19 protein-coding genes are annotated in these 22,544 nt (G+C 60.5%); 9 read left to right on the top strand and 10 right to left on the bottom strand.

The genetic code is table 11. The annotated features are described in order from the left end of the window. Positions 1 to 181: 181 nt before the first annotated feature. Both D9N14_RS03860 and D9N14_RS03855 read right to left on the bottom strand, forming a co-directional pair. Complete coding sequence (locus D9N14_RS03860; protein ID WP_290577105.1) at positions 182 to 436, bottom strand: GNAT family N-acetyltransferase; 255 nt, start codon at positions 434 to 436, stop codon at positions 182 to 184. Beyond that, entirely contained in the window at positions 433 to 852 is a 420-nt protein-coding gene (locus tag D9N14_RS03855) for an acyl-CoA thioesterase (RefSeq protein WP_290577103.1), read from the bottom strand. The genes D9N14_RS03860 and D9N14_RS03855 overlap by 4 nt, the downstream gene beginning before the upstream one ends. A 208-nt stretch (positions 853 to 1,060) precedes the next feature. Here D9N14_RS03855 and thiD point away from each other — a divergent pair, with 208 nt between their 5' ends. From thiD to D9N14_RS03835, 4 genes are all read left to right on the top strand, one after another. Continuing rightward, the gene (gene thiD, locus D9N14_RS03850; RefSeq protein WP_290577101.1) at positions 1,061 to 1,858 is read left to right on the top strand and encodes a bifunctional hydroxymethylpyrimidine kinase/phosphomethylpyrimidine kinase; all 798 of its coding nucleotides are present in this window, start codon (positions 1,061 to 1,063) and stop codon (positions 1,856 to 1,858) included. Positions 1,859 to 1,902: 44 nt separating this feature from the next. Further along, the gene (gene thiE / locus D9N14_RS03845) at positions 1,903 to 2,517 is read left to right on the top strand and encodes a thiamine phosphate synthase (RefSeq protein WP_290577099.1); all 615 of its coding nucleotides are present in this window, start codon (positions 1,903 to 1,905) and stop codon (positions 2,515 to 2,517) included. 86 nt (positions 2,518 to 2,603) lie between these two features. Beyond that, positions 2,604 to 3,884 (top strand): glutamate-1-semialdehyde 2,1-aminomutase, encoded by a 1,281-nt coding sequence (gene hemL, locus D9N14_RS03840; protein WP_290577097.1) that lies wholly within the window; start codon positions 2,604 to 2,606, stop codon positions 3,882 to 3,884. Between the two features lie 140 nt (positions 3,885 to 4,024). After that, on the top strand, positions 4,025 to 4,510 hold the full coding sequence (locus D9N14_RS03835) for a hypothetical protein (RefSeq protein ID WP_290577095.1): 486 nt from the start codon (positions 4,025 to 4,027) through the stop codon (positions 4,508 to 4,510). A gap of 31 nt (positions 4,511 to 4,541) precedes the next feature. On the opposite strand, the gene D9N14_RS03830 is transcribed toward D9N14_RS03835, so the two are convergent. The 4 genes from D9N14_RS03830 to D9N14_RS03815 all read right to left on the bottom strand — a co-directional run bounded on the left by D9N14_RS03830 (position 4,542) and on the right by D9N14_RS03815 (position 9,706). Continuing rightward, the gene (locus tag D9N14_RS03830; protein WP_290577092.1) at positions 4,542 to 6,389 is read right to left on the bottom strand and encodes a LecA/PA-IL family lectin; all 1,848 of its coding nucleotides are present in this window, start codon (positions 6,387 to 6,389) and stop codon (positions 4,542 to 4,544) included. 34 nt (positions 6,390 to 6,423) lie between these two features. Further along, positions 6,424 to 8,019, bottom strand: coding sequence for an apolipoprotein N-acyltransferase (lnt, locus tag D9N14_RS03825; protein ID WP_290577090.1), 1,596 nt, complete (start codon positions 8,017 to 8,019; stop codon positions 6,424 to 6,426). Between the two features lie 68 nt (positions 8,020 to 8,087). Then, the gene (locus D9N14_RS03820; RefSeq protein WP_290577088.1) at positions 8,088 to 8,762 is read right to left on the bottom strand and encodes a lipase secretion chaperone; all 675 of its coding nucleotides are present in this window, start codon (positions 8,760 to 8,762) and stop codon (positions 8,088 to 8,090) included. Beyond that, on the bottom strand, positions 8,762 to 9,706 hold the full coding sequence (locus D9N14_RS03815) for a lipase secretion chaperone (protein WP_290577086.1): 945 nt from the start codon (positions 9,704 to 9,706) through the stop codon (positions 8,762 to 8,764). The genes D9N14_RS03820 and D9N14_RS03815 overlap by 1 nt, the downstream gene beginning before the upstream one ends. A 268-nt stretch (positions 9,707 to 9,974) precedes the next feature. On the opposite strand from D9N14_RS03815, the gene D9N14_RS03810 reads away from it, so the two are divergent. Both D9N14_RS03810 and D9N14_RS03805 read left to right on the top strand, forming a co-directional pair. Further along, complete coding sequence (locus tag D9N14_RS03810; RefSeq protein ID WP_290577084.1) at positions 9,975 to 11,849, top strand: DEAD/DEAH box helicase; 1,875 nt, start codon at positions 9,975 to 9,977, stop codon at positions 11,847 to 11,849. A gap of 120 nt (positions 11,850 to 11,969) precedes the next feature. Further along, complete coding sequence (locus D9N14_RS03805; RefSeq protein ID WP_290577082.1) at positions 11,970 to 14,132, top strand: InlB B-repeat-containing protein; 2,163 nt, start codon at positions 11,970 to 11,972, stop codon at positions 14,130 to 14,132. 19 nt (positions 14,133 to 14,151) lie between these two features. On the opposite strand, the gene D9N14_RS03800 is transcribed toward D9N14_RS03805, so the two are convergent. Together D9N14_RS03800 and mrcB are read right to left on the bottom strand one after the other, a co-directional pair. Further along, on the bottom strand, positions 14,152 to 14,607 hold the full coding sequence (locus tag D9N14_RS03800) for a tetratricopeptide repeat protein (protein ID WP_290577080.1): 456 nt from the start codon (positions 14,605 to 14,607) through the stop codon (positions 14,152 to 14,154). Between the two features lie 8 nt (positions 14,608 to 14,615). Then, the gene (gene mrcB, locus D9N14_RS03795; RefSeq protein ID WP_290577078.1) at positions 14,616 to 17,000 is read right to left on the bottom strand and encodes a penicillin-binding protein 1B; all 2,385 of its coding nucleotides are present in this window, start codon (positions 16,998 to 17,000) and stop codon (positions 14,616 to 14,618) included. A 126-nt stretch (positions 17,001 to 17,126) separates the two neighbouring features. Here mrcB and D9N14_RS03790 point away from each other — a divergent pair, with 126 nt between their 5' ends. The 3 genes from D9N14_RS03790 to D9N14_RS03780 all read left to right on the top strand — a co-directional run bounded on the left by D9N14_RS03790 (position 17,127) and on the right by D9N14_RS03780 (position 19,980). Beyond that, the gene (locus D9N14_RS03790) at positions 17,127 to 18,107 is read left to right on the top strand and encodes an adenosine kinase (RefSeq protein WP_317622569.1); all 981 of its coding nucleotides are present in this window, start codon (positions 17,127 to 17,129) and stop codon (positions 18,105 to 18,107) included. A gap of 179 nt (positions 18,108 to 18,286) precedes the next feature. Then, entirely contained in the window at positions 18,287 to 19,078 is a 792-nt protein-coding gene (locus D9N14_RS03785) for a Crp/Fnr family transcriptional regulator (RefSeq protein ID WP_290577076.1), read from the top strand. A gap of 53 nt (positions 19,079 to 19,131) precedes the next feature. Then, positions 19,132 to 19,980: a lysophospholipid acyltransferase family protein gene (locus D9N14_RS03780; protein ID WP_290577074.1), complete on the top strand. Its 849-nt coding sequence runs from the start codon at positions 19,132 to 19,134 to the stop codon at positions 19,978 to 19,980. Here D9N14_RS03780 and D9N14_RS03775 read toward each other — a convergent pair. Together D9N14_RS03775 and D9N14_RS03770 are read right to left on the bottom strand one after the other, a co-directional pair. Next, on the bottom strand, positions 19,977 to 21,122 hold the full coding sequence (locus D9N14_RS03775) for a hypothetical protein (protein WP_290577072.1): 1,146 nt from the start codon (positions 21,120 to 21,122) through the stop codon (positions 19,977 to 19,979). The two genes, D9N14_RS03780 and D9N14_RS03775, sit on opposite strands and share 4 nt — an antisense overlap. Before the next feature lie 120 nt (positions 21,123 to 21,242). Next, positions 21,243 to 22,475: a tetratricopeptide repeat protein gene (locus D9N14_RS03770; protein WP_290577070.1), complete on the bottom strand. Its 1,233-nt coding sequence runs from the start codon at positions 22,473 to 22,475 to the stop codon at positions 21,243 to 21,245. Positions 22,476 to 22,544 lie beyond the last annotated feature (69 nt).

The following is a 22,544-nucleotide window of genomic DNA, read 5'->3' as shown; positions in this document are numbered from 1 at the left end:
GGACTTAAACTGCACCGCCCTGGCGCACACGGGGGCATACAGTGGCCTGATACCCCCATAAACTCCAGTTTAGTTCAACTGGAGTCATTGTAAATTCAGGTGGGAAAACAGGGGCTTAGACTTTAGTCTAAGGGGCAGTGCAGGGCTTGGACGGAGGAATGAGCGTGGCGCGGATAGAAGGCTAGAGGCGGAGGACTTTATGGGCATACCAGCAGGAAGCTTCAATGCTGAGCCCCTGGCCGCGGGCCCATTCCGCCGCCGTATTCACCAGTTTCAGCGCCACACCGCTGCCCCTGGCCACCTTGGGAACAAAGGTGTGGTTGAAGTCCACCCGGGTTCCCTCTTTCAGTCGATAGGTGAGCAGCGCCTGCTGGCCACCGCAATCGGCCACAAAGCTGCACTGCTCCGGCTTGTGGACCACTTCAAATGTACTCACTGATCAGACTCCAGCAAGTGCTCTGCCAGGCGTTTCTTGACGTCCGCCGGGATCGGCACGGATTTTCGGGTATGCTTGTCGAAGTTCACCATGGTGGCGGTTCCGGTGGCTTTCAGCTCACCTTCCTGCCAGGCTTCCTGGCCCACCAGCACCGAGGAAGTCCCGATGCGCAGGACGTAAGTACGGATCTCCACCGGCTTGCCGAAGAAGGTCTCTTCCAGGTATTCCAGTTCAATCTTGGCCAGCACCAGGCTGACTTCTTCGGTTGAAAGATTGGGATTAAAAATACGCAAAATGGATTCCCGGCCTTCCAGGAACCACACGGGCAATACCGTATTGTTGATGTGCCCCATGGCGTCCGTGTCACAAAATCTCGGATTCACCATCAGGGAGAACATGGCATCTGGCTTATTCATTTTTTATATCAATTCCTTTGCACTTCCATTGATCAAAAAACAACCTGATCATAAATGTGCCGTGAATTATACACCCAGATCGGCGCCACTTCCTCTTTGTTGCCGCAAAATCCCCCTGATTCCCGATGACCGGATTCAGCGCAGGTGAAGCCCCCGGCCATCCGCGCTATAGTACTGAAAAATGGACAACAATCAGGGAAACGGGACTATGAACACAGCGCGCGCACCCATTGTTATGGTGTTTGCCGGCCACGACCCCTGCGGTGGCGCCGGCATTCAGGCTGATATCGAAACCCTGACCAGCCTGGGCTGTCACCCCTGCACCATCATCACGGCTTTGACCGCCCAGGACACCAGTGGGGTCAAGGATTTCCAGCCGGCAAGCGCCACGTTTCTGGTGGAACAGGCGCGGGCGGTGCTGGAGGACATGCCCGTGGCGGCCTTCAAAATCGGCATGACCGCCAGCCAGGACATCATCGAAGCCATCCATACTCTGCTGCAGGATTACGCCGATATTCCGGTGGTGTTTGACCCGGTGCTGGCCGCCGGCGGCGGGGGCGCCCTGGCCCGGGATAACCTGATCGACGCCTTTCACGAGCTGCTGCTGCCCTGCACCAGCATCATCACCCCCAACACCCTGGAGGCCAAGGCCCTGTGCAGTGATGCAGATACCCTGGAGGCCTGTGCCCAACAGCTGATGGCCCAGGGCGCAGAGTATGTGCTGATCACCGGCGGCCACGAGGCCAGCGCCAACATCGAAAACCGCCTGTGGGGGCACCGCCGCTTTCTGGAATCCTATCAGCAGGAACGCCAACCGGGGGATTTCCACGGCACCGGCTGCACCCTGGCTTCTGCCATCGCCGGCTACCTGGCCCACGGCGCCAGCATGCCGGTGGCGGTGCGGGATGCCCAATCCTTTACCGCCAAGGCGGTGGCCCATGCCCGTCGTCTTGGCATGGGCCAGCTGATTCCGGATCGATTGTCCTGGACCAGCCAACAACGCTGATTTGACCAAACCCTTTCACCCCTTTTCATTGCGGAGTACAGCGTATGTTACGAGGCCTTTACGCCATCACCGACCCGGTTCTGACCCCTCCCCCCACGCTGCTGCACCAGGTGCAGGCCGCCCTGCGCGGGGGTGCCCGGGTGATCCAGTACCGCGACAAAACGAGCCCCGCCCCCCTGCGCCAGCAATTGGCGCAACAGTTGCGGGAGCTGACCCGCAACCTGGGAGCGTTGCTGATCATCAACGATGACGTGAACCTGTGCCTGGAGTGTGAAGCCGATGGTGTGCACCTGGGGCAGGAGGACACTCCGGTACGGGAAGCCCGTCAGCGCCTGGGGCGAACCCGCATCATCGGCGCCACCTGTCACGGCTCCCGCGAGCTGGCCGAGAGCGCCATGGATCAGGGGGCAAACTACCTGGCCTTTGGGCGCTTTTTCCCCTCCCGCACCAAGCCGGATGCGCAACACGCTGACCTGGAGAGCCTGCGCGATTTCATCCAGGCGTGCCCGTTGCCCACCGTTGCCATCGGCGGCATAACCCTGAATAATGCGGGCCAACTGATTGAAGCCGGCTTCTCCATGGTGGCGGCGGTGAACGACGTGTTTGACCGTGACGACATCGAGCAACATTGCCAGCAGTACAGCAACCTGTTCCGGTAGCCGCTTGAAGTTTCCGCTTTCACCAGTCGATTTGAGTCACGTTTGCCAACACCACGGGCAAGCCAATAGCCATCAGGAAATCCAATATGAGCCGATCTGAAACCCTGTTCGCCGCCGCCCAGACCCACATTCCCGGTGGTGTAAACAGCCCCGTCCGTGCATTCAAGGGCGTGGGTGGCACGCCGATTTTCTTCAAGTCCGGTAAGGGCGCTTATTTGATTGATGAAGACGATCGCCAGTACATCGATTACGTGGGTTCCTGGGGGCCGATGATTCTGGGCCACGGCCACCCGGGCATCATTCGCGCGGTGCAGGAAGCCGCCGAGCACGGCTTGAGCTTTGGCGCCCCCACCGCCATCGAGGTGGAAATGGCGTTCAAGGTCTGTGAAACCTTTCCCGGGATGGACCTGGTGCGCATGGTGAGTTCCGGCACTGAGGCCACCATGTCCGCCATCCGCCTGGCCCGTGGCTATACCGGCCGCGACAAGATCGTGAAATTCGAAGGCTGCTATCACGGCCACGCGGATTCCCTGCTGGTGAAGGCGGGCTCCGGGGCCCTCACCCTGGGCGTGCCCAATTCCCCCGGCGTCCCCGCCTGCCTGGCGGAACACACCCTGACCCTGGAATACAACAACAGCGAGCAAGTGCGCGAGGTGTTCAACCAGATCGGCGACCAGATTGCCTGCATCATCGTGGAACCCGTAGCCGGCAACATGAACTGCATTCCGCCGGTGCCCGGCTTTCTGGAATGCCTGCGGGAAGTGTGCGACGCCAGCGGCGCAGTGCTGATCCTGGACGAAGTGATGACCGGCTTCCGGGTATCCCTGCAGGGAGCCCAGGGCTACTACGGCATCATCCCGGACCTGACCACCCTGGGCAAAGTCATCGGAGGCGGCATGCCGGTGGGCGCTTTCGGCGGCAAAAAAGACATCATGGATTACATCGCACCCACCGGACCGGTGTATCAGGCGGGCACGTTATCCGGCAACCCGGTGGCCATGGCGGCCGGGCTCGCCATGCTGGAAGGGGTGTCCAAAGAGGGCTTCTACAAAGCCTTGAGCCAGAAAGCGGCCACCCTGATGGCGGGCCTGCAAAGCGCCGCAGACGAAGCCGGCATTCCCTTTACCACCAACCAGGTGGGCGGCATGTTCGGCTTTTTCTTCTCGGAAGATAAAAACATCAGTCGCTTCTCGCAAGTCACCCAGTGCAACCTGGAGCGCTTCCAGAAGTTCTATCACCTGATGCTGGACGCGGGTGTGTATCTGGCACCCAGCGCCTATGAGGCGGGCTTTGTGTCCTCCGCCCACGGGGATCTGGAGCTGGAACAAACCCTGGAAGCAGCACGGGGTGTGATGAAACAGTTATAAGAGTGAACCCGGTAATTTTTCACAACTCCCCTGGGGCATAGTGTCACAGGGGGCCTTTGCGCTTGAAATCCCACCGGCATCTGGTTAGGTTCTAGGCAACACTGAATCCGCAACCTTGCATTAACCTGATTGGAAACCACATGCCACGCTTGCCGCTGATCACCGTCTTTACCCTTTGCCTGACCATGATGCTGGGCAGCACGACTCACGCCCAAACCATGCAAGTCCCCGAAGTGGGTGCGTTTCTGCCGTCCATTGTGGAAGTCAAACCGGGCAAGGTCACCCCGGTGGATGGCTTGTGGTCCATTTCATCGCTGGCCAAGATTGTGCGCATTGACCGCGGCCGCATTTACGCCATCGAGGGTTGGAATCATCTGCTGATTTTCAAGATCAAACCGGGCATGGTGGTGATCACCCCGTTCCAGGAGGAAGCCAAGGGCATTTACAGCGGGCAGGATCTGCCGTTGCAGGGCCCCCTCAAGGCCATTCTCACCGGGGACCGGATTCTGGATGTGACGGTGGCGGGTGCTATGGGCGAAGTCCGCTATCAATTGATTCCACAGCAACTGGACGACCCGGACGCCTTCAACGCGCTGATCAAGGAGGTGCGGGCAGCGGGCCGGTAATCCCTGTTCTGACCGTTGTTTTAACCTGGGTCTAATGTTGGTACGTGATGGTCACATCCAACGCACCGCTGTTATCGTTGAACGTCGCCGCCGCATCGTTGACCATGAAATACAAACCGCCGTCCTGCTCTGCGGTGAAGGTAAAACGGTTCCCCACAAAGAACGGCAGCGTACCTTTGCCGATCTTGCCCACCAATGCACTGTGGCTAAAGCCCGCCACCACCTGGCCACCGAGATCCCAACAGGCCAGGGTATAAACACCTTCACCACTGGCGTCGGTGCTCTTGCAGGATTTGCCGACGCTCCATTGGCCGTGGGCGGAAATACTGTAGGTTTTTCCACGTTCAATCAAAACGCCGGAGCTGGTCCAGGCTTTGGTGCTGGCGGGCACCTTGATGGTGGTGCTGCCGGTGAGCGGTTTGGCCACGGGGTAATCATTGCTACTGTAAGGATCGAATTTGTTGCCCTGTCGTTTGGCAAATTCCGCTTTGGACTGGGCAATCCGTGCTTCCAATTCCTGCTGGCGTTTCAATTCGACTTGCCGGGCCGCTTCTGCCTGGCGCGCTTCCTGTGCTTTGCGTTCTGCCTCTGCCTGGCGCAATTCCGCTTGCTCGCGGGCCTCTTCTGTCAGCCGTTCTGCCGCTTCTTTTTCTGCCTTGGCTTGCGGCTCGGATTTCTGGAGGGCCTGTTGCTGATGTGGTTCCGGGATAAGCAATGCCTCGCCAGGGCCTGGCTCAGTTCGACCCGACTCAGTTTGACCTGACTCGACCTGCACTGGATTATTCACGACACTGCCGGCGGTCGCTGCGTCACGTCCCTCAGGGGATGACCATTGGTAGTATCCCAACCCGGCCAGTGCACACACCAGCAGGGCACCCGCAACCCATGGGACTGGACGCAGGGGACGGCTGTTGCCAGCAGAATGACTGGAAGCCAAGGCAGTGGGTGCAGAGCGCAAGCCGTGATCGACCATCACCGTGGCGTCATCACCGGCCTGCATCTCCTGCCGCCACTGCTCCAGGTTCTGGGGGCGATCCGCCATGCGGAAGCACAGGGCATGGTTGACGGCCGCCAGCAGCGCCGGCGCATAATCGGGATACTGTTGCGGCTGCAACAGGGGTTGCGGGTCCGGTTTGCCTTCCAGCAACGCCCGGCTGCGGGTCACCGCGTCCACCGGATTGATGCCACTGATGGCGCGAAAGGCGGTTGCCCCCAGGCTGTAAATGTCGGTCCAGGGCCCCTGCTCTTCGCCTTTGGCATGATACTGTTCAAACGGCGCATAGCCCGGTGACACCATGGTGGTCATGGTACGACTTTCGCCTTCAATGGCCTGCCGGGCAGAGCCGAAGTCCAGCAGCACCGGCGTGCCGTCGTCCCGCAGATAAATATTATCGGGCTTGATGTCGCGGTGGATAAACTGCTTGGCGTGCACTCGCTGCAGCCCGTCAAGGATGGGCATCAGCACACTCAGCAGACGCTCCTGCGACAAGGTTCCCTCAGCATTCAGTAGCGCCTTCAGACTGCGACCCTGTTCATAGGCCATCACCATGTAGCCGGTGTTGTTCTCTTCGAACACCGTGAACACGCGAACAATATTGGGGTGTTCAAAACGGGACAGCACCCGCGCCTCTTCAATGAAGCGGGTCAATCCCCAACGAAACAATTCCTGATTCTGGGCAGAGTCCGGATGCACCGTCAGATCCGGATCACGGGTGGCGAACTCAGTGGGCAGGAATTCTTTGATGGCCACGGCTTTATCCAGATTCTTATCCCTGGCCAGATAGGTAATGCCGAATCCCCCTTTCCCCAACACCGATTCAATCTCATACCAATGAATGGTGTTCCCCGCGGGTAATGCAAGGCGATGTTGCTGATTCAAACGCTGTCACCGGTTGCTACATGAGGGGCTATTGTTATACAGGCCCCCGGTGGACACAAGGCCGCCGCACCAGCGCCAACAGCAGGCACAGGCCCGCCAGGCCATAGGTGCAAACCAGGAACCAACGGGGATGCCAAACCGGTCGCCCCACCGCATCATGGCCGGCAGAAGACGCACCTGAGGAATCCGCAGTTCGAGACTCATAAGGCAGGTCCACCCGATACCCTCCGGCCTGGCGAAAGTCGGTCTGCAGCAGCACCCGACCGTCCGGCGTCACCGCGGTGGACGGGCCGTTGTTCACCACATGCAGCATGGACACCCGGTTTTCCACCGCCCGCAACACCGCCGAGCCCACATGCTGAAACGGCTGCCGGGTGGCACCAAACCAGGCGTTACTGGACACCGCCACCAACACTGCCGGTGTGTCCACCGCCGCCAGGCTGTCCGCCACAAACTGCGGAAACAGGGTTTCATAGCAGATCAGGGGCACCAGGGTGAGTTGCCCCATCTGGAACTGAACCCGTTGGCTGCCGGCGGCAATTTCATTGAGAAAGGCACCGAAGAACTCCTCCACCCGCTGCCGCAGCCAGGGCACGTCGCTGACCAGGGGCACGTACTCGCCGAAGGCCACCCGCTTCATTTTGCGATAGCGGCCCCGCTCGACGCCGGCGGCATTCACCAGCGTCAGCGTGTTGAACTGAACGTCGGCGCTGCGTTCAATGTCCTGCAGCATGAGGTGGATGCCCAAGGCCTGCACCTCACTGCGGAAAGCCGTCGCCACCGCGGGCTCATCAAAATAGCCTTTGTAGGCGGACTCCGGCCAGATCACCAGTTCTGCCCCCGCAGCCACCAGGCGCCCGCTCATCTCCATGGCCGGGGGATAAGCCCGACTGTAGCCGGCATAGGGTGGTGGTGGCACAACGGAAGGCGGCTCATTGGGCTGCACCAGGCCCACGGCCAGCCGCGGCCACAACGCCACCTGCTGTTGCCAATGCGGCAGCGCCAGCGCGCCGTAACCAAACCACGCCAACACCACCATCAGGCCTAGCCAGTTCGATGCCGCGCGATACCCGCTGCGCCCCATCAACAGGGCCCGTAACAGCAGCATATTCACCAGCGCAATGATTGCGTCCAGGCCGTAGACACCGAACCGATCCACGCCCTGCAACGCCAACAGAAACCGGCTCTGGCTCTCCCCCAGCTGGCTGGGAAACAACATGGGAAAATGGGCATACAACAGCACAACCAGCAGGGGAAACACCATCAGCTCGCAGCGGAGCGCATTAGACACAGCCTGATTGGACAGAGCCTGGTTAGACAAGCCTTGACGCTGCTCGAACCACCCCAAAGCCACCGCCAACAGCGCTGGCAAATGCGCGCTGTAAAGCCAGAACAGCGCGCTCCACAGCACTGCACGCAGACCACCGTACTGCTTGAACAGCATGAGGAAATCCACCACCCAATAGGTGGCCGTGACATAACAGCCCAGGCCAAAGGCCAATCCCAACCCATAACGCTGCCACAACGACTGCTGACGGCACACCCACAACCAGGGCACAAAGGCCACCCAACTGAGCAGGTATAAATCGGCGTGCAGATACGGCAGCGCCAACAGGATTCCGGCCACCACCGATACTGCCGCGCGCCAGGGCCAGGCCCATGGCCAAGTGCGCGCCCGGTCAAGGTCAGTGCCGGACCTCAACGGGATGCCCGCTGGGCCTGCATCCGCTGCAACAGATCGCGGGTGGTGGCTTCCTGCCCGGCGAACAGGCGCCGGTGCCAGGTTTCCCCCAGATAGCGGCGCCGCAACTCACGGGTGCGCAGGAATCGCGCCTGAGCTACGTCGAGTGCCGACCGGTTGTGGCGACCATCTGGTTTGGGGGGCATGGTCACTGCCCGTAGCGCCGCCCGATAGCGTGCATAACGGGGCAGCAGCTCAGCCCACGCCTCCCCCTGTGGCCCGGGCACACTCCGGCGCAACAGGAATTGCAGGCGCCGCTCCTCCCCGTGGGTCAGGGTTTCCGGCAACAACGCCACCAGCGCATCCAATTCATCCAGCTGCACGGACCATTTCGAAACAGACCAGCTCGACACAGATCCGCTCGATGCAAACTCGTTCAAGAGATCAGCCGACCGGGACCAGAGCCGGCTTTCCAGGGGGGCATAGTCCAGCGACCAACGTTGTGGAGCAATAAGCTGGGGGAAGGCCCCCCCCAGTCTGTCGGGCTGTACCCACTGGTGGGCCGATGCAGCAAAGCTAAAGTTCCGACTATGGCGCTGCTCTTTCCAGTGCGCCCACTGCCCCAGCATGGCAACGGCCAGCAGGACGCAGGCCAGCGTGCGTAACCTCCCCCCTGGCCCGGCCATTGGCATCAGCGCAGTTGATCCAGTTTCAGGTGGGCCGCCTGGGCCTGTTCCGCCAGGGTGAAATGGCGGTCCAACAGTTCGTTCATCTGTTGCTGCACGTCCGCTGGTGGCAGCCCGGATTGCAGCAGGCGTGCCTTTTCCGCCGCGTAATACTGGTATCGAGCCTCCCAATCGGGAATGGCCGGTACCCGCTCGGACAACGCCTGGTGCAGCGATTGCTGACGCCGTCGCTTGTCTTCTGTCGACAGGGCGAGATCGCTCGCCATGGCCATGCTCTGAATCATGTAACGGGCTTCGGCTTCTTCCTGGGCAAACAGCTGACGGGCCACCTCCTCCCCCAGGTAGGTGCGCCGCAGCTCCACCAACGCCTCAAAGCCGGCCATGTGATCGGCCATGGAATCCGCATCCCCCATCAGCTCAAGCCATTGCTGTTTGGCGTTGAGATACTGGTGAAAATCCCCGATCAATTGCACCGCCTGTTCCCCTGCGGTGGCGGGTAGACCCTGCTGCACAATGTCCTGAAAGGTTTTGAGATTTGCCTCGGTCCAGTCCACACCGGAGTAGTCCAGCGCCTGGTTCAGAGCCTGGAGGGCCACCGGGTCCAGTATAAGGTGACCGCTCTCATCCAGCCTGACCCGCTGCAGGGTGCGATAGATGGCCTCCACATCGAAAACGGGGGCCGCAGCGGCCGTGCTGTTCGCCTGGATGTTTGACCAATCCCATGAGGCGGCGATGGTGCCGGGCATGTGCATATAAGGGGACGGGGACGGGGGCGGGGCGAGTACAGAGGAAATGGCCGAAGATTCCGCCACCTTGCCAGGGATTGCCTGGGTGGGCGACGGCGCAGACTCCAGGACTGGATCAGCAACCATCAGCCACCACAGGCAGGACAGCAATGCCGCTCCCACCAGGAGCCAGGGCAGTAGGGACAATGGAACGTTTCGCTGCATACGGGGCCACCTTTTTCAACGGATTTGCTCAACCAGATTGCGCAAGTATCTCATAGCGCTACACCCTGAACTGGCCAAGAAGGGGCGCCATTGGGACCAGACGATGCCCCGCCGAAACGGGTTCCCCAAGAGAAGTCCTTGTTTAAATTGGGATTCCTGCGGCCGGCGGCAAATCCCTGCAAGATCATCTAGAATTCGTTTCAGTTCCTTGATTAATGTGCGTATAATCGCGCCTCTTTGAAATTCGCCCCACCGATAGGTCCACCCCATGTCCGACACCGAACACACCACCAGCTTTGAAGCTCTGGGAATGCCCGAGTTCGTCCTTAAAACCCTGAGCGAACTGGGTTATGAGTCCCCTTCCCCCATTCAGGCGGCCAGTATTCCGGTGTTCATGAGTGGTGCAGACCTGATCGGACAGGCCCAGACCGGCACCGGCAAAACGGCGGCCTTCGCCCTGCCCCTGCTGGCCAAACTGGAAGACGACCTGCACAAACCCCAGGGCCTGATCATGGCCCCCACCCGGGAGCTGGCCATTCAGGTGGCGGAGGCGTTTCAGCGCTATGCCCGCTATCGCAAAGGTTTTCGCATCGCTCCGATCTACGGTGGCCAGGATTTTCGCCCCCAGTTGAAACTGTTGAAGCAGGGCGTGCAGGTGGTGGTTGGCACCCCCGGCCGACTGCTGGACCATCTGCGCCGTGGCAGCCTGGACATCAGCGAAGTGAAAACCCTGGTGCTGGACGAAGCCGATGAGATGCTGCGCATGGGCTTTATTGAAGACGTGGAAGAAATCCTCAGCCACTGCTCCGGCGAACAGCAGACCGCGCTGTTCTCCGCCACCATGCCTGCCCCCATCAAACGCATTGCGGACAAGTACCTGACCGATCCCCAGCACGTGGTGATCCAGGCCAAGACCGCCACCGTGGATCGCATTGACCAGAGCTATTGGCTGGTGGACGGTCGCCAGAAGCCGGAAGCCTTGCGCCGTTACCTGGAAACCCGCAGCTTTGACGCCATGATTGTGTTTGTACGTACCCGGGAAAGCGCCAGCGAAGTGGCGGAAAAAGTGAATGCCTGGGGTTACCGGGCAGAAGCCATTCATGGCGCCATCAGCCAGAACCAACGGGAAAAAACCATCAACGGCCTGAAGAAAAACAAGTTCGACATTCTGGTGGCCACCGATGTGGCGGCCCGGGGTCTGGACGTGGATCGCTTCAGCCACGTGGTGAACTACGACATTCCCTATGACAGTGAATCCTATGTGCACCGCATCGGTCGTACCGGTCGTGCCGGGCGGGATGGTGAGGCCGTGCTCTTCATCACCCAGCGCGAAACCCGACTGCTGAAAACCATCGAGCGTCACATCAAGCAACAGATCACCCGAGCCCAGATTCCCAACAACGATGTGGTGCTGCAGCAACGGGTGGAACGTTTCAAACAACAGGTGGCAGAACAGTCCGCCAAAGCCCCCTCTGCCATGATCCAGTCGGTGGTGGAGCAGTGCTGCCATGATCTGGAGATCGAACCGGAATACCTGGCGGGCGTGCTCATCAATATGCTGCACAGCGAGCACCCCCTGGAGCCCACCGAGGAAATGAAGCAGAACCGCGAACGCAGCCGGGAGGAGAACGCCAACCGTCGCGGTGAACTGCAGGAGGATGAAGCCCCCATCGAAACCGCCCCCAATCCCCTGCCGGATTACCCGGACGTGGAAATGGAACGTTTCCGTATCGAAGTGGGCCGCCGCTCCGGGGTCAAGCCGCGGGATATCGTGGGGGCCATTGCCAACGAGGCGGGCATCGAATCCACCTTTATCGGCGACATTATCCTGCGGGATGAGTTCTCCACCGTGGACCTGCCTTCCGGCATGCCCAAAGAACTGTTTAACCAGATGAAAAAGATCCGGGTGCGCGGCACACCGATCCGCATCACCCGCTATGGCAAAGAAGCCCCGGACGCCACCCCGGCGCCTAACAAACGCAAGTTCCGGGATGCCGGCCGCGGCAAAGAAGGCGGCAAACCGGGTGGCAAATCAGGCGGTAAGCCCGGCCGCAAACCCGCCGCCGCCAAAGCCAAGAAATTTGCCGACGACAGAAGCGGCTTCAGGGGCAGCTCAAAAGGCAAGAAAGCCAAGCGCTCCTGAAAAAACAATCAGTCGCAATAGGACAACAATTCGGCGCCACCAGCCCATTGCCCCCGCAAGGGGGCTTCCTATAATGGCACCTTGTGCATAACAACAATGAATGCTTCAAGGATGATCATCATGGGGAACGTTGCCAAAGCCGCCCTGGCGGCCTGCTGTCTGTTTTTTCTCTCCGCCTGCAATATTGAACTGGTCACCCTTGGCCAGGGCCGGGTAACCGTACTGAGCAGCAATGCCGAACCCTGCGGCCCTGGTGAGCAATGCCTGGAGGGCGGCTACAACCGGCTGGTGGAGCTGGAAGCGGTTCCCGCTGAGGGTTTTGTGTTTACCGGCTGGGCTGGCGCCTGTGAGGGGCTCGGCACCTGCACGGTTCGCACCCTGGGCCAGAAAACCGTGGTGGCCACCTTCAAATCCCGCCATCAGGTCATTCCCCTGATGAACTACAGCGACGCCTTTTTCTTCAGCGGGCCCTGGCCGTCCGACCTGAAACGTAAAGCCGATGGCCGCCTGAATATGGCGGGCTACCCGTTCAGGAATTCCCTGTTTGAACGGGCGGTGAAACGGGACGCTGCCCAGATGAACGGATTCTCGCGCAACGATGCCATTTACATTCCCATTGCCACCGACCTGGTCTGGTACCCGGCAGACGACCCCCTGTACTGGCCCGGTTTCAGTCTGGTGAACCTGAGCCCGGACTCCCCCCGATACCTGGAGACCATTCCCGTGATGGGCACGTTGCACCGGGATGAACAACTGCAGAAAGACGCCCTGCTGCGCATCACGCCGGATCATGGTTACAGCCTGGAGGCGGCCACCACCTATGGCCTGATCATGCTGGAAACCCCCTTCGGCAGCCTTCAATACCCTGTGCAGAAAGGTGCCGCCATGGAGCAGATCATCCAGGGCAACGCCACTGGGCGGCTGCAAGAGCACTGGGAATTGATCTCCGATTACCTGACGCGACACACCGGGCATGCCCCTTCAGAAGTGGCCGCTTTCACCGTCTTCACCACCCAGGAAGAGAGCCCCAACCTGACCAGGGTGAGGGAGTTCATTCGCCAGTGGGATAACGATGCGGTATTGGACTCCGTGCTGGAAGTGGACCTGCTGGCCAGCAACTGCACCCGGTTTGATGATGCATCCCGGTATGCGGACCTGTTTGAACTGAAAGTGCGCCTGCCGTTTTTTCTGCAAGGCAAACCGCCCTTTCTGTTCACCGGTGGCGACCTGAACCTGGACCAGAGCGGCCAGCTGCAAACCAGCTCGGCGGGCACCGAGGCCACCATGATTCTGGTGATGCCCTGCAACCCGGCCCCGGCCGGCGGCTACCCCATTGAGATCTCTGCCCTGGAGACCGGCGGCACGCTGTTCGACTACATGTATTACGAGCTGATCAGCCAGCGCAACCACAATGCCATCAAACTGTATGTGCCCGCGCCCTATACCCAGGACCGGGTCTACGACGGCGGCCTGGCCAACCTGAAATGGCTGGAAGAGTTGCTGGGGATTGAAACCAGCTGGATCATCTTCGGCCTGGGGGACTTCAATCCGGTGAACTGGAAAGCGGTGGAACCGCAGTACCTGCAATATGCCTCCGACATGATTTATGCCTACTACGTCGGTGCGCGGCTGAGCCACCTTTTTGCCGAGCGGGGCGAAGAGGATTACCGTGACCGCACCCGCATCAACCCGCAGCAGCTGACTTTCAGCGGCATCAGCCTGGGGGCCATGGCGGCGGTGAACGCCAATACCCTGTACCAGGACAATCGCAATCTGGTGACTTACCTGATGCCGCGCCCCAGTATCCAGCACATCAACAATCTGGTGTCCGGCCTGCTGGAGGACTATATCTCGGAGCAGTCCCTGAACGCGCTGGAATGGGTGCTGGGGGTGGAGTTCCCGGTGAACCTGAACGATCCCACCCTGAGTGTGATGCAAACGGTGATCGACCGCATCGATACCATCAATCATCTGGAATACATGGCGGACAAGAATGTACTGATGGGGCTGTCGGAGTTCAGCGATGGCTTGCACGGCGGGGTGGCCGGCTATCTGTATGCCGAGGCCTTCGATCACCGCTACGGCATCAACCCGGTGCTGTCCGGGCCTGGCAACCCGTCCCATTTCCCCATTCGGAACTACAACGATTCCCCGGCCTACGACTATGGCGCCTGGGTTACGGATCAACCGGCACGGCTGGTGATGACCGCCCTCGATGCCTATAACGCAGCCCAGTGGTTCCCTTATGACACAAGTCGGGAGAGCGGCTTCACCATCCGCTGAGGCTTGCTTACATGACCTGCTACCAAACCGCCTGGGCGTTGGCCCGGGCGTTGGCGGCGCCGGCAGTATCACCCTGCTTCTCCCGGCTTTGGGCGATCACGATCCAGGCCTCCGCCTTGGCCGTCTGCTCCGCGCCCCGGGGCGCCGCCGGCAACAGGGATACTGTGCGCTGGGCCATCTGCGCTGCGCTGCCGTACTCCCCCATGGCCAGACGGGTTTTGGCCAGGGCCAGATACAGTGCCGGTGAGCGCGGTGCCATGCGGATACCCCGCTCCAGATGATTCACGGCAACGCCATATTCCCCCCGCTGGCGGGCGCTCTCTCCCTGTTGCAGCAGGTTATCGGCGGCGGGCACCCCGGTGAGCAGGCTGGATTCGCTCTCAATCAGGTCCTGATCACTGATCTCGGTGTCCACCGGTCGCACAGCACAGGCACTCACCCACAACACCAGCAACATCACACACCACGCTTTCATACTCAGCATCACCGTATCAGTCGTTTAAACCAGTTCAACACCCGCCCCCCGGCATTGCAGGAGACCTTATCCTCCGGCACGGTATCGCTCCGCAGGGGCAAATACAAGGCATTGTCGCAATGGGCCGAGGTGCGGGCCTGGCGGGTCGGGTCGATCCAGACCCACTCCACGTTCTCTGGCTGCGCTGCCTGCAGTGGAACCTGGGGCAAGGAGGCCATGGTGTTAGCCCACACCGGCAAGGCACCGCTGGCCCCGGTCAGTGGCGTAGGCTGGTTGCTGTCGATGCCCATCCACACCACCCCCAGGTAGTTGCCGCTGAAACCGGCAAACCAACTGTCCCGCTGCTCATCACTGGTGCCGGTTTTGCCGGCCAGTTGCAGATCCGGTGACAACCACTTCTGGGTGCTTTTGCCGGTGCCACTGCGCACGGTTTCCTGCATGGCATAGGTCAACATATAGATGTCCGCCGCGTTAAAGCGCTGCTCCACCTCAAACTCATAGCGCTGCAGTGGTTCACCCTCGGCGGTGAGCACCGAGCGGATGGTGCGCAGGGGGGTGGCGAAGCCTTCGGTGGCGATGGTCTGATACATGCGGGTTACCTCATAGGGCGACAGGCTTACTGCCCCCAGGGACAGGGCCGGCACCCGGGGCAGGGGTTTGTCCTGCAGGCCCAAACGCGCCATCACATCCACCACCTTGTCGATCCCCACGGACAGCGCCAGCCGGGCCGTGGCCTGGTTGTAGGATTGCGCCAGCGCCACCACCATGGGCACCTCACCGTGGCTCTCTTTCTCAAAGTTTTTCGGCGACCACACTGAGCCATTGGGCAATACATGCTGCAGCGGTTCATCCTGCAACAGCGTGCCCAGGTGCGCACCGCCCTCCAACGCTGCCAGATACACTGCCGGTTTGGCCAGCGAACCGATAGGGCGATAGGCGTCCAGGGCGCGGTTGAAACCCTCATACCGCACCGCCTTGCCGCCCACCACTGCCACCACTTCGCCGGTGTTGCTGGAGGTGAACAATCCCGCCACTTCCAGCTCCTGCAGGGATTTGCCATACCCCGACTGCAGGTTGCGGATCTGCTGCTGGGCTGCCTGCTCCAGGCTTTCCTGCGCCCAGGGGTCCAGCGTGGTGAAGATGCGCAGGCCCTCGCTGCGCAGGTCCTCATCCCGGTAGTCCTTGCGCAACTGGCGCTTCATCAATTCCAGGAACGCGGGGTAGCGGGCATCTTCATACAACGGTTTTTTGATCACCCCCAGCGGCTTATTGATCACCTGGTCATAGGCCCGCTGATCCAGCACGCCCTGTTGCAGCATGATCTGCAACACCTGATTGCGTCGCTCCAGCGCCCGCTCCGGATTGCGGCGGGGGTCATACCAGCTGGGGCCCTTGATGACCCCCACCAGCAGGGCAATCTGCTCCGTGGTCAATTCCCGCAGCGGTACGCCAAAATAGTACAGGCTGCCCAAACCCACCCCGTGGATCGCCCGTTTGCCCGCCTGCCCCAGGTAGACCTCATTGAGATAGGCCTCCAGGATCTCGGTTTTCGCATAGTGGAAATCCAGCAGCACCGCCATCACCGCCTCAATCCCTTTACGGGTCAGGGAGCGCTCGCTGGACAGGTAGAAGTTCTTCACCAGTTGCTGGGTGAGCGTACTGCCCCCCTGGCGCACTTCGCCGGCGGTGATATTGGTGTAAAACGCCCGCGCGATGCCTTTGAAGGACAGCCCGAAATGCTCGAAGAAATCCCGGTCTTCCACCGCCAGCAGGGCCTGCAGCAGTTGCTGCGGCACCTGATCCAGTTTCACCAGCACCCGATCTTCGTTGTGGGCAGGATAAATCCCCCCGATCAAGGGCGGTTCCAGACGCACGATGGCAGCGCTCTGACTGCCGCTGTCCAGATCCGTGACCCGGCCACCCCGCAGCCGGAACCGCACCCGCTGGGAAGGTTCCGCCCCCTCCCAGAAATCAAAGCCGCGACTGACAATCTCATAACCGCCCGCCGCCGTGGAAAAGGTGCCGGACACAGGCCTATCAAATACATGCCGGTAATTCAGCAGGCTGAGCTCGAAGGCCAGCTGGGCCTCCGTCAACGGCATGCCGTCGTACAATTCCAGGGGCCGGGCATAGACTTTGGCGGGGATGGACCAGCGCTTGCCCTCAAAGTGATGGGTGATCACGGCGTCCAGGTAGATCACACCCAACAGCCCCAACAGGCCGAACACCAACCCCAGCTTCCACACCAGCGCGCCCCACCGACGCCGGGGGGGCGCGGTGCTACGGGAACGCTTTTTGGTAGCAGCCGGGCGGGCTGGAGACTTTCGTGGCTTGCGTTTTGCGGACGATTTGGGGCTGCCGCCCGAACGGGGCGTACTGCGCTTGGCTGGCACCTGCACTCACCTCTGGAGAACGTTCTATGGCCCTGGAGACCGGATTTGCAACGACTGGCTTTCTGTGAAAAGGCCGGTAGTATACGCTCTTGTAAAAGGAAGCCCAGCTAACAGGTAGCCATAATCATGAATAAATACAACGTATATGCCATCGGCAACGCCCTGGTGGACATGGAATTCGCCATTGAGGATGCGTTCCTGAACCAGATGAACATCGACAAAGGGGTGATGACCCTGGTGGATACGGATCAGCAGCAGGCGCTGTACGAAGCCCTGGCCGGTCACAGCGGCAAAATGGCCAGTGGCGGCTCTGCGGCCAACACCATCATTGCGGTAAGTCATTTTGGCGGCAAAACCTTCTATTCCTGCAAAGTCGCCAACGATGCCGCCGGGGATTTTTATGTGCAGGACCTGGTGGCGGCCGGCGTGGACACCAACCTGCACCAGGAGCGCGAGGCCGGAGTCAGCGGCAAATGCATCGTCATGATTACCCCGGATGCTGAGCGCACCATGCACACCCACCTGGGCATCTCCGAAACCGTGTCCACGGCAGAGCTGCACCCGGACGCCATCGCTGCATCGGACTACGTGTATCTGGAAGGCTACCTGGTGACCTCCCCCAGTGGCCGTGCCGCCGCCATACAGGCCCGCCAGATCGCCGAGCAGGCCGGGGTCAAAACCGCTCTCACCTTCTCCGACCCCAACATGGTCCGTTTCTTCAAGGATGGCCTGGGGGAAATGCTGGGGGGCGGGGTGGACCTGCTGTTCTGCAACCAGGAGGAAGCCCTCACCTGGGCCGACACAGACAGCATCGAAACCGCCGCCGACGCCCTCAAAGCGGTGTGCAAGCGCTTCGCCATCACCCTGGGCAAACAGGGCGCCCTGCTGTTTGACGGCAGCGACACCCTGCAGGTGCCCGCCACCCCGGTGCAGGCGGTGGACACCAACGGCGCCGGGGACATGTTCGCCGGGGCCTTCCTCTACGGCCTCACCCACGGCTACAGTTTCGAGCAGGCGGGCCGCCTGGCCACCAAAGCGGCTGCTCAGTTAGTGACCCAGTTCGGCCCCCGCCTGAAACCGGATCAACACAAACCGCTTTTGGGATAGGCACTTAAGCATTTCTTGACCGAAATCCATCGCCATGGCGCAAGTTTGGCTACACTTAATCTAGTAGTCGGGCGCGATGGCGATGCGTTGTGTCGAGAGTAAGAATCAGTCGAGCGTACGCAGATCCGGATGGCAGCATAATTCATGCTATTAACGAGTAGACAGAAGCGGGCACCTGCATGTTCCTAGAGTCCAATTTCACCGAGCTGTTTGAGAAGACGGACAACCACTGTAAAGAATTACTTTCCCTGGCCATGGAAAACATACCAGCGTTGGGAGAAGCGCTGTCTTACGAAACCTTTGACGACCTGTTTGCCACCGAGAGCAACCAGAACCGCGCCTTCTACATTGAGCAGGGCGCCGTGGGCCACGAACAGGAAGGCAAGACCCTGTTCCACTACGACGAAGGGGACATCATCGGCCTGGAGCTGGTGGAAGGCATGCCCCGCCCCAAATTCTACGCCGAATCCCCGGTGGTGCTGCGCCCCTATGACCGGGACGCCCTGTGGCAGGCCGCCATGGAAAATACCGAAAAAGCCCGCCAGTGGGGCGATTACCTGTTGGCGGAATGTGCCCGCCACTCCGCCGTGATCGCCTCCCTGGACACCCCCACCGACAAAGCCTCCCTGGGCTTCCAGACCTACGCCGCCGGTGAAACCATCATCGAGGAAGGCACCGAATCCGACAGCGTGTACTCCATCGTGGAAGGCCACGCCGAAGTGTTTGTACGGGGCATCAAAGTAGGCGAAGTGCTGGAAGATGAAATCTTCGGCGCCATGTCCCTGCTCACCAACAGCCCCCGCACCGCCAGCGTGGTGGCCGATAGCCGCTGCCTGGTGATGGTGGTACCCCGGCATCAGTTTGAAATCATGATCAAGACTCATCCGCGCATCTGCATGAGCCTGATGGAGAACATGGCGCGGCAGATCGTCGCCCTGAACCAACAGATTACCGCCAACCACAACGCATAGCAGGCCACGCAGTCTGTTCGACTCAGCTCGACACGGAGAGGAAGTAAGTCAACATGAACGCCGACGTGAAATCCCTGGAGCGGGCCTCCCGCTTCACGCCCCCGCCTTTGCATCAAGTCAAGTCCGCCAACCGCCTGGCCCGATTCTATTTCAACCCGCAATTCCAGGGGCTGGAGCATGTGGACCCACTGAAACCGGCGCTCTATGTCTGCAACCACACCCTGTACGGCATGCTGGACGGCCCGCTGCTGTACGAAAAACTGTACGAAGAGAAAGGCATCGTACTGCGGGCCCTGGGGGACAGCTTTCATTTTAAAGTGCCGCTCTGGGGCACACTGCTGAAGCGCTCCGGCACCGTAGAGGGCACGCGAGAAAACTGTTCCCGGCTGATGGAACAGGGCGAGCACATCCTGGTGTATCCCGGCGGCGGCCGCGAGGTGGCCAAGCGCAAAGGCGAGCAAGGCAAACTCACCTGGAAAACCCGCACCGGCTTCGCCTATATGGCCATGAAGTACCAGTACCCCATCATTCCCATCGCCGCCATCGGTGCCGACGATGCCCTGGACATTGTCTGGGATGCCTATGACTTCATGCAAAACCCCGTGGGGCGCTGGATTCTGGATCACGATCGCCACAATACCCTGCGCGGTGGCGAGCTGGTCATGCCCCTCTGCAAGGGCGTTGGGCCCACCCTCCTGCCGCGCCCGGAAAAATTCTATTTCTCCATCGGCAAGCCCATTGATACCAGTGCGTTTCACGGGCAGGAAAACGATAAGGAAATGCAGTGGCAGCTGCGCTACCAGACCATGCAGGCCATCGAAGCGGAAATGAACAAACTGCAGCAGGTGCGCCAGCGGGACCCGAGCGTGGGCGTGTTACGGAAGTGGCTGACCCGGCGCTAATTGAAGCCCACACTGTGACGGTGAATGGACTCCCGCTTCCAGACAAAACCTTCAATGAAATAGTGGAAGAAGCCGCAGATAAACAACACCTGCAGCCACAGCGACAGGGTGCCCGGCAGATCCCGGGAAAATGACAGCGGCGCAGCAGGGTCCATAAAACATTTCTGCGGCAGTTGATTGCTGGTTCCCAGCAGGGTATCCACCAGCATTGAGCCGCATTCAATGGAATTGGCCAGCAGGATGGCCAGCAACGGGCATAACAACAGTGGCGTCAACGGGATGAAACGCAACCAGCGGTACACCAGGTTGCGATGACACTCCCGGTTGCGATTGTGATCGTGCACCGCATAGACCTGGAACGCCGTCAGGTCGTGGATAAAGCGGGGAATCATCACCACAAACACATTGTAATCCAGCACCAGCATGACATAGCTCACCGGCAGGATGGCCAGATTACCCAAGCCGTACCAAGTGCCCAGTGCGCGCCGGGATTGTCGCCACAATGGAATGCCTGCCAGGGTAGCCAGCACCACCGAGATCAGGGCAGCGTCCAGCACCAGGCGTTCCAGCTCCATTCCGAACAGATACTCCCCCTGCAGATACATACCCCCGAACACCTTCACATACATCAAGGCCCCCGCCAGGGTGGACAGACCCCGCCAACGGTAAAAGGCCAGCGCCCGGGGCGTCACCCGCATCAACATCAGGCCGATGCCGAATTGCTGCGACAGCACATGCCACACGGTGTAGGTGGAATAAAACAGGAAAAAGGCCAGATACACCTGGTCCGCCACATGGCGAGACGCCACCAGCGGCACCATAACATTCACCGCCAGTACCAGGGTCACGATCACCGCCAGCCCCAACACCAGCTTACACCGATAGAACTGCCAGTATTCCTGGTCCACCAGGGTCACCAGCGACGACACAATGTGGGGGAAGTTGAAGACGATGGCCCAGATCAGCAGCTCGGCGGGATACTGCGGCAACCACTGATCCCGCCATTGGTGTTGCCAGAACAGCGCGTCCATCCCCACCCACAGCAGCAACGCCGGCATCACCAGGTACAGCGACAGCAGGCCAACGCTGCTCACCGACAGGGCGCGGGAAACAGGTGCAGGTGCAGCGGCGGCAATGGACATAGGGCGCAAGTCCGAAAAGGGCTAACGTGATGGAGACAATGGATAAGGATGCTATCTCAGCGGCCGCTCACTGCCAAGACCAGCCCAGCCGGATTGACCATTCAAATAGGGTGAACCGCCTCAAGAGCGGGGTTGGCAAGGCCCGCTGGGGCGCGCAGGCAGGCTGCCGTTGACGCCTTCTGCTTCCAGTTTACGCAACCAGTGGCCGGCCTGAGTGTTGGCACCACCGGTCAAGGTGGCACTGGCGAAGGCCTGGAAGGCCAACTCAGGCTGGTCCAGCTCATAGCGGCTGATGCCCAACAACAGGTTGGCCCTGGACAGGTATTCCGCGGCCACCGGTTTCTGACACAGTTGCAGTAACGCCTGTTGCATCTCCGGCCAGCGGGACTGCTGCATCAGGGTTTGCGCCCAAAACAGGTACAGGGGCGCCTCCCCGGTGCGTTGTGCCGCCTGCGCCAGTGCGGACAGGGCAGGCCCCTGCTCCCGCGCCTGCCACCAGTACTCGAACAGGCGCTTGTAATGCTCCCCGCTGGCGGCAACGATACCCTGCTCCATCTCCTGTTGCAGCAGTTGGGCACCGGCGAAGGGATTGCCCTGCAACACATACAGACTGCTCAGCAACAGGCCATTGGCCTCATCCCGCAACAGCCCCTGCCGCCGTGCCAACATCAGGTATTGCAGGGCGGCTGCGGTGTCCTGTTGCTTCAACTGCAGCGACACCATCTGCGACCAGTACTCCGGATTGGCTGGATCGTGCTCCAGCAGCAGCTTCAAGGCTCTGCTGCAGAGCGCAAAATCCTGGATACCGTAAGCCAGCGCCACCACCTGCTGGTACAGCGGCACCGTGGCGGCTTGCACCAGAGGCGCAATCTGCATGAAGTACTCCAGAGTGTCCGCCACCGGCAGATACTCCCCCAGCGCAAACTGAATCCGAGCCTGGGTCAAAACCAGGCTGGCATCGGTCAGGGTGTTCACTGGCCCCCGGACTTGCAGCACCAGGCGAGCCTGCCGGGGCTGCCCGTCCAACAGGTATATCTCCGCCAGTTCCCGCCGCAGCTCCAGTGCCACCAACGGCGCCAGGGCATCCGCCTGCAATGCGGACTGGTAATATTCGATCGCCTTTTCGTAATCCCCCTGCTGGACAAAATGGCGGGCCAACTGGGAACCCACGCTGGCCTTGGCGTAAGCGCTGGAAAGGGATTTGAAACCCGCCTCCAGTTCGCTGATGCTGAGGCGGGCGGATTCGGTTAAGGAGGTCTGCGGATTCAGCAGCAGCTTGCTGCGATACTGCTCTGCAGCACAGGGGAACGCGCACATCAGACCGAGCACGGCGATGGGCCATGTCGATGCCATGAGACGCGGCATTCTGATTAACCGGGCGAGCCCCTTTTTCACAACGTTTTGCCCCTCGATATCAAACTG

Source organism: Ketobacter sp. (genome assembly GCF_003671495.1).
Classification (GTDB): Bacteria; Pseudomonadota; Gammaproteobacteria; order Pseudomonadales; family Ketobacteraceae; genus Ketobacter.
Note: the sequence above shows the minus strand (reverse complement) of the source record. Positions and strands in the feature narration are given on the sequence as shown.

Excerpts from the sequence above, each read along its gene's own strand:
- D9N14_RS03855 (WP_290577103.1), bottom strand. The coding sequence starts at position 852 with ATGAATAAGCCAGATGCCATGTTCTCCCTGATGGTGAATCCGAGATTT.
- thiD (WP_290577101.1), top strand. The coding sequence starts at position 1,061 with ATGAACACAGCGCGCGCACCCATTGTTATGGTGTTTGCCGGCCACGAC.
- D9N14_RS03775 (WP_290577072.1), bottom strand. The coding sequence starts at position 21,122 with ATGTCCATTGCCGCCGCTGCACCTGCACCTGTTTCCCGCGCCCTGTCG.
- D9N14_RS03810 (WP_290577084.1), top strand. The coding sequence starts at position 9,975 with ATGTCCGACACCGAACACACCACCAGCTTTGAAGCTCTGGGAATGCCC.
- thiE (WP_290577099.1), top strand. The coding sequence starts at position 1,903 with ATGTTACGAGGCCTTTACGCCATCACCGACCCGGTTCTGACCCCTCCC.
- D9N14_RS03805 (WP_290577082.1), top strand. The coding sequence starts at position 11,970 with ATGGGGAACGTTGCCAAAGCCGCCCTGGCGGCCTGCTGTCTGTTTTTT.
- D9N14_RS03820 (WP_290577088.1), bottom strand. The coding sequence starts at position 8,762 with ATGCCAATGGCCGGGCCAGGGGGGAGGTTACGCACGCTGGCCTGCGTC.
- D9N14_RS03790 (WP_317622569.1), top strand. The coding sequence starts at position 17,127 with ATGAATAAATACAACGTATATGCCATCGGCAACGCCCTGGTGGACATG.
- D9N14_RS03815 (WP_290577086.1), bottom strand. The coding sequence starts at position 9,706 with ATGCAGCGAAACGTTCCATTGTCCCTACTGCCCTGGCTCCTGGTGGGA.
- D9N14_RS03800 (WP_290577080.1), bottom strand. The coding sequence starts at position 14,607 with ATGAAAGCGTGGTGTGTGATGTTGCTGGTGTTGTGGGTGAGTGCCTGT.
- D9N14_RS03785 (WP_290577076.1), top strand. The coding sequence starts at position 18,287 with ATGTTCCTAGAGTCCAATTTCACCGAGCTGTTTGAGAAGACGGACAAC.
- D9N14_RS03780 (WP_290577074.1), top strand. The coding sequence starts at position 19,132 with ATGAACGCCGACGTGAAATCCCTGGAGCGGGCCTCCCGCTTCACGCCC.
- hemL (WP_290577097.1), top strand. The coding sequence starts at position 2,604 with ATGAGCCGATCTGAAACCCTGTTCGCCGCCGCCCAGACCCACATTCCC.
- D9N14_RS03835 (WP_290577095.1), top strand. The coding sequence starts at position 4,025 with ATGCCACGCTTGCCGCTGATCACCGTCTTTACCCTTTGCCTGACCATG.
- D9N14_RS03770 (WP_290577070.1), bottom strand. The coding sequence starts at position 22,475 with ATGGCATCGACATGGCCCATCGCCGTGCTCGGTCTGATGTGCGCGTTC.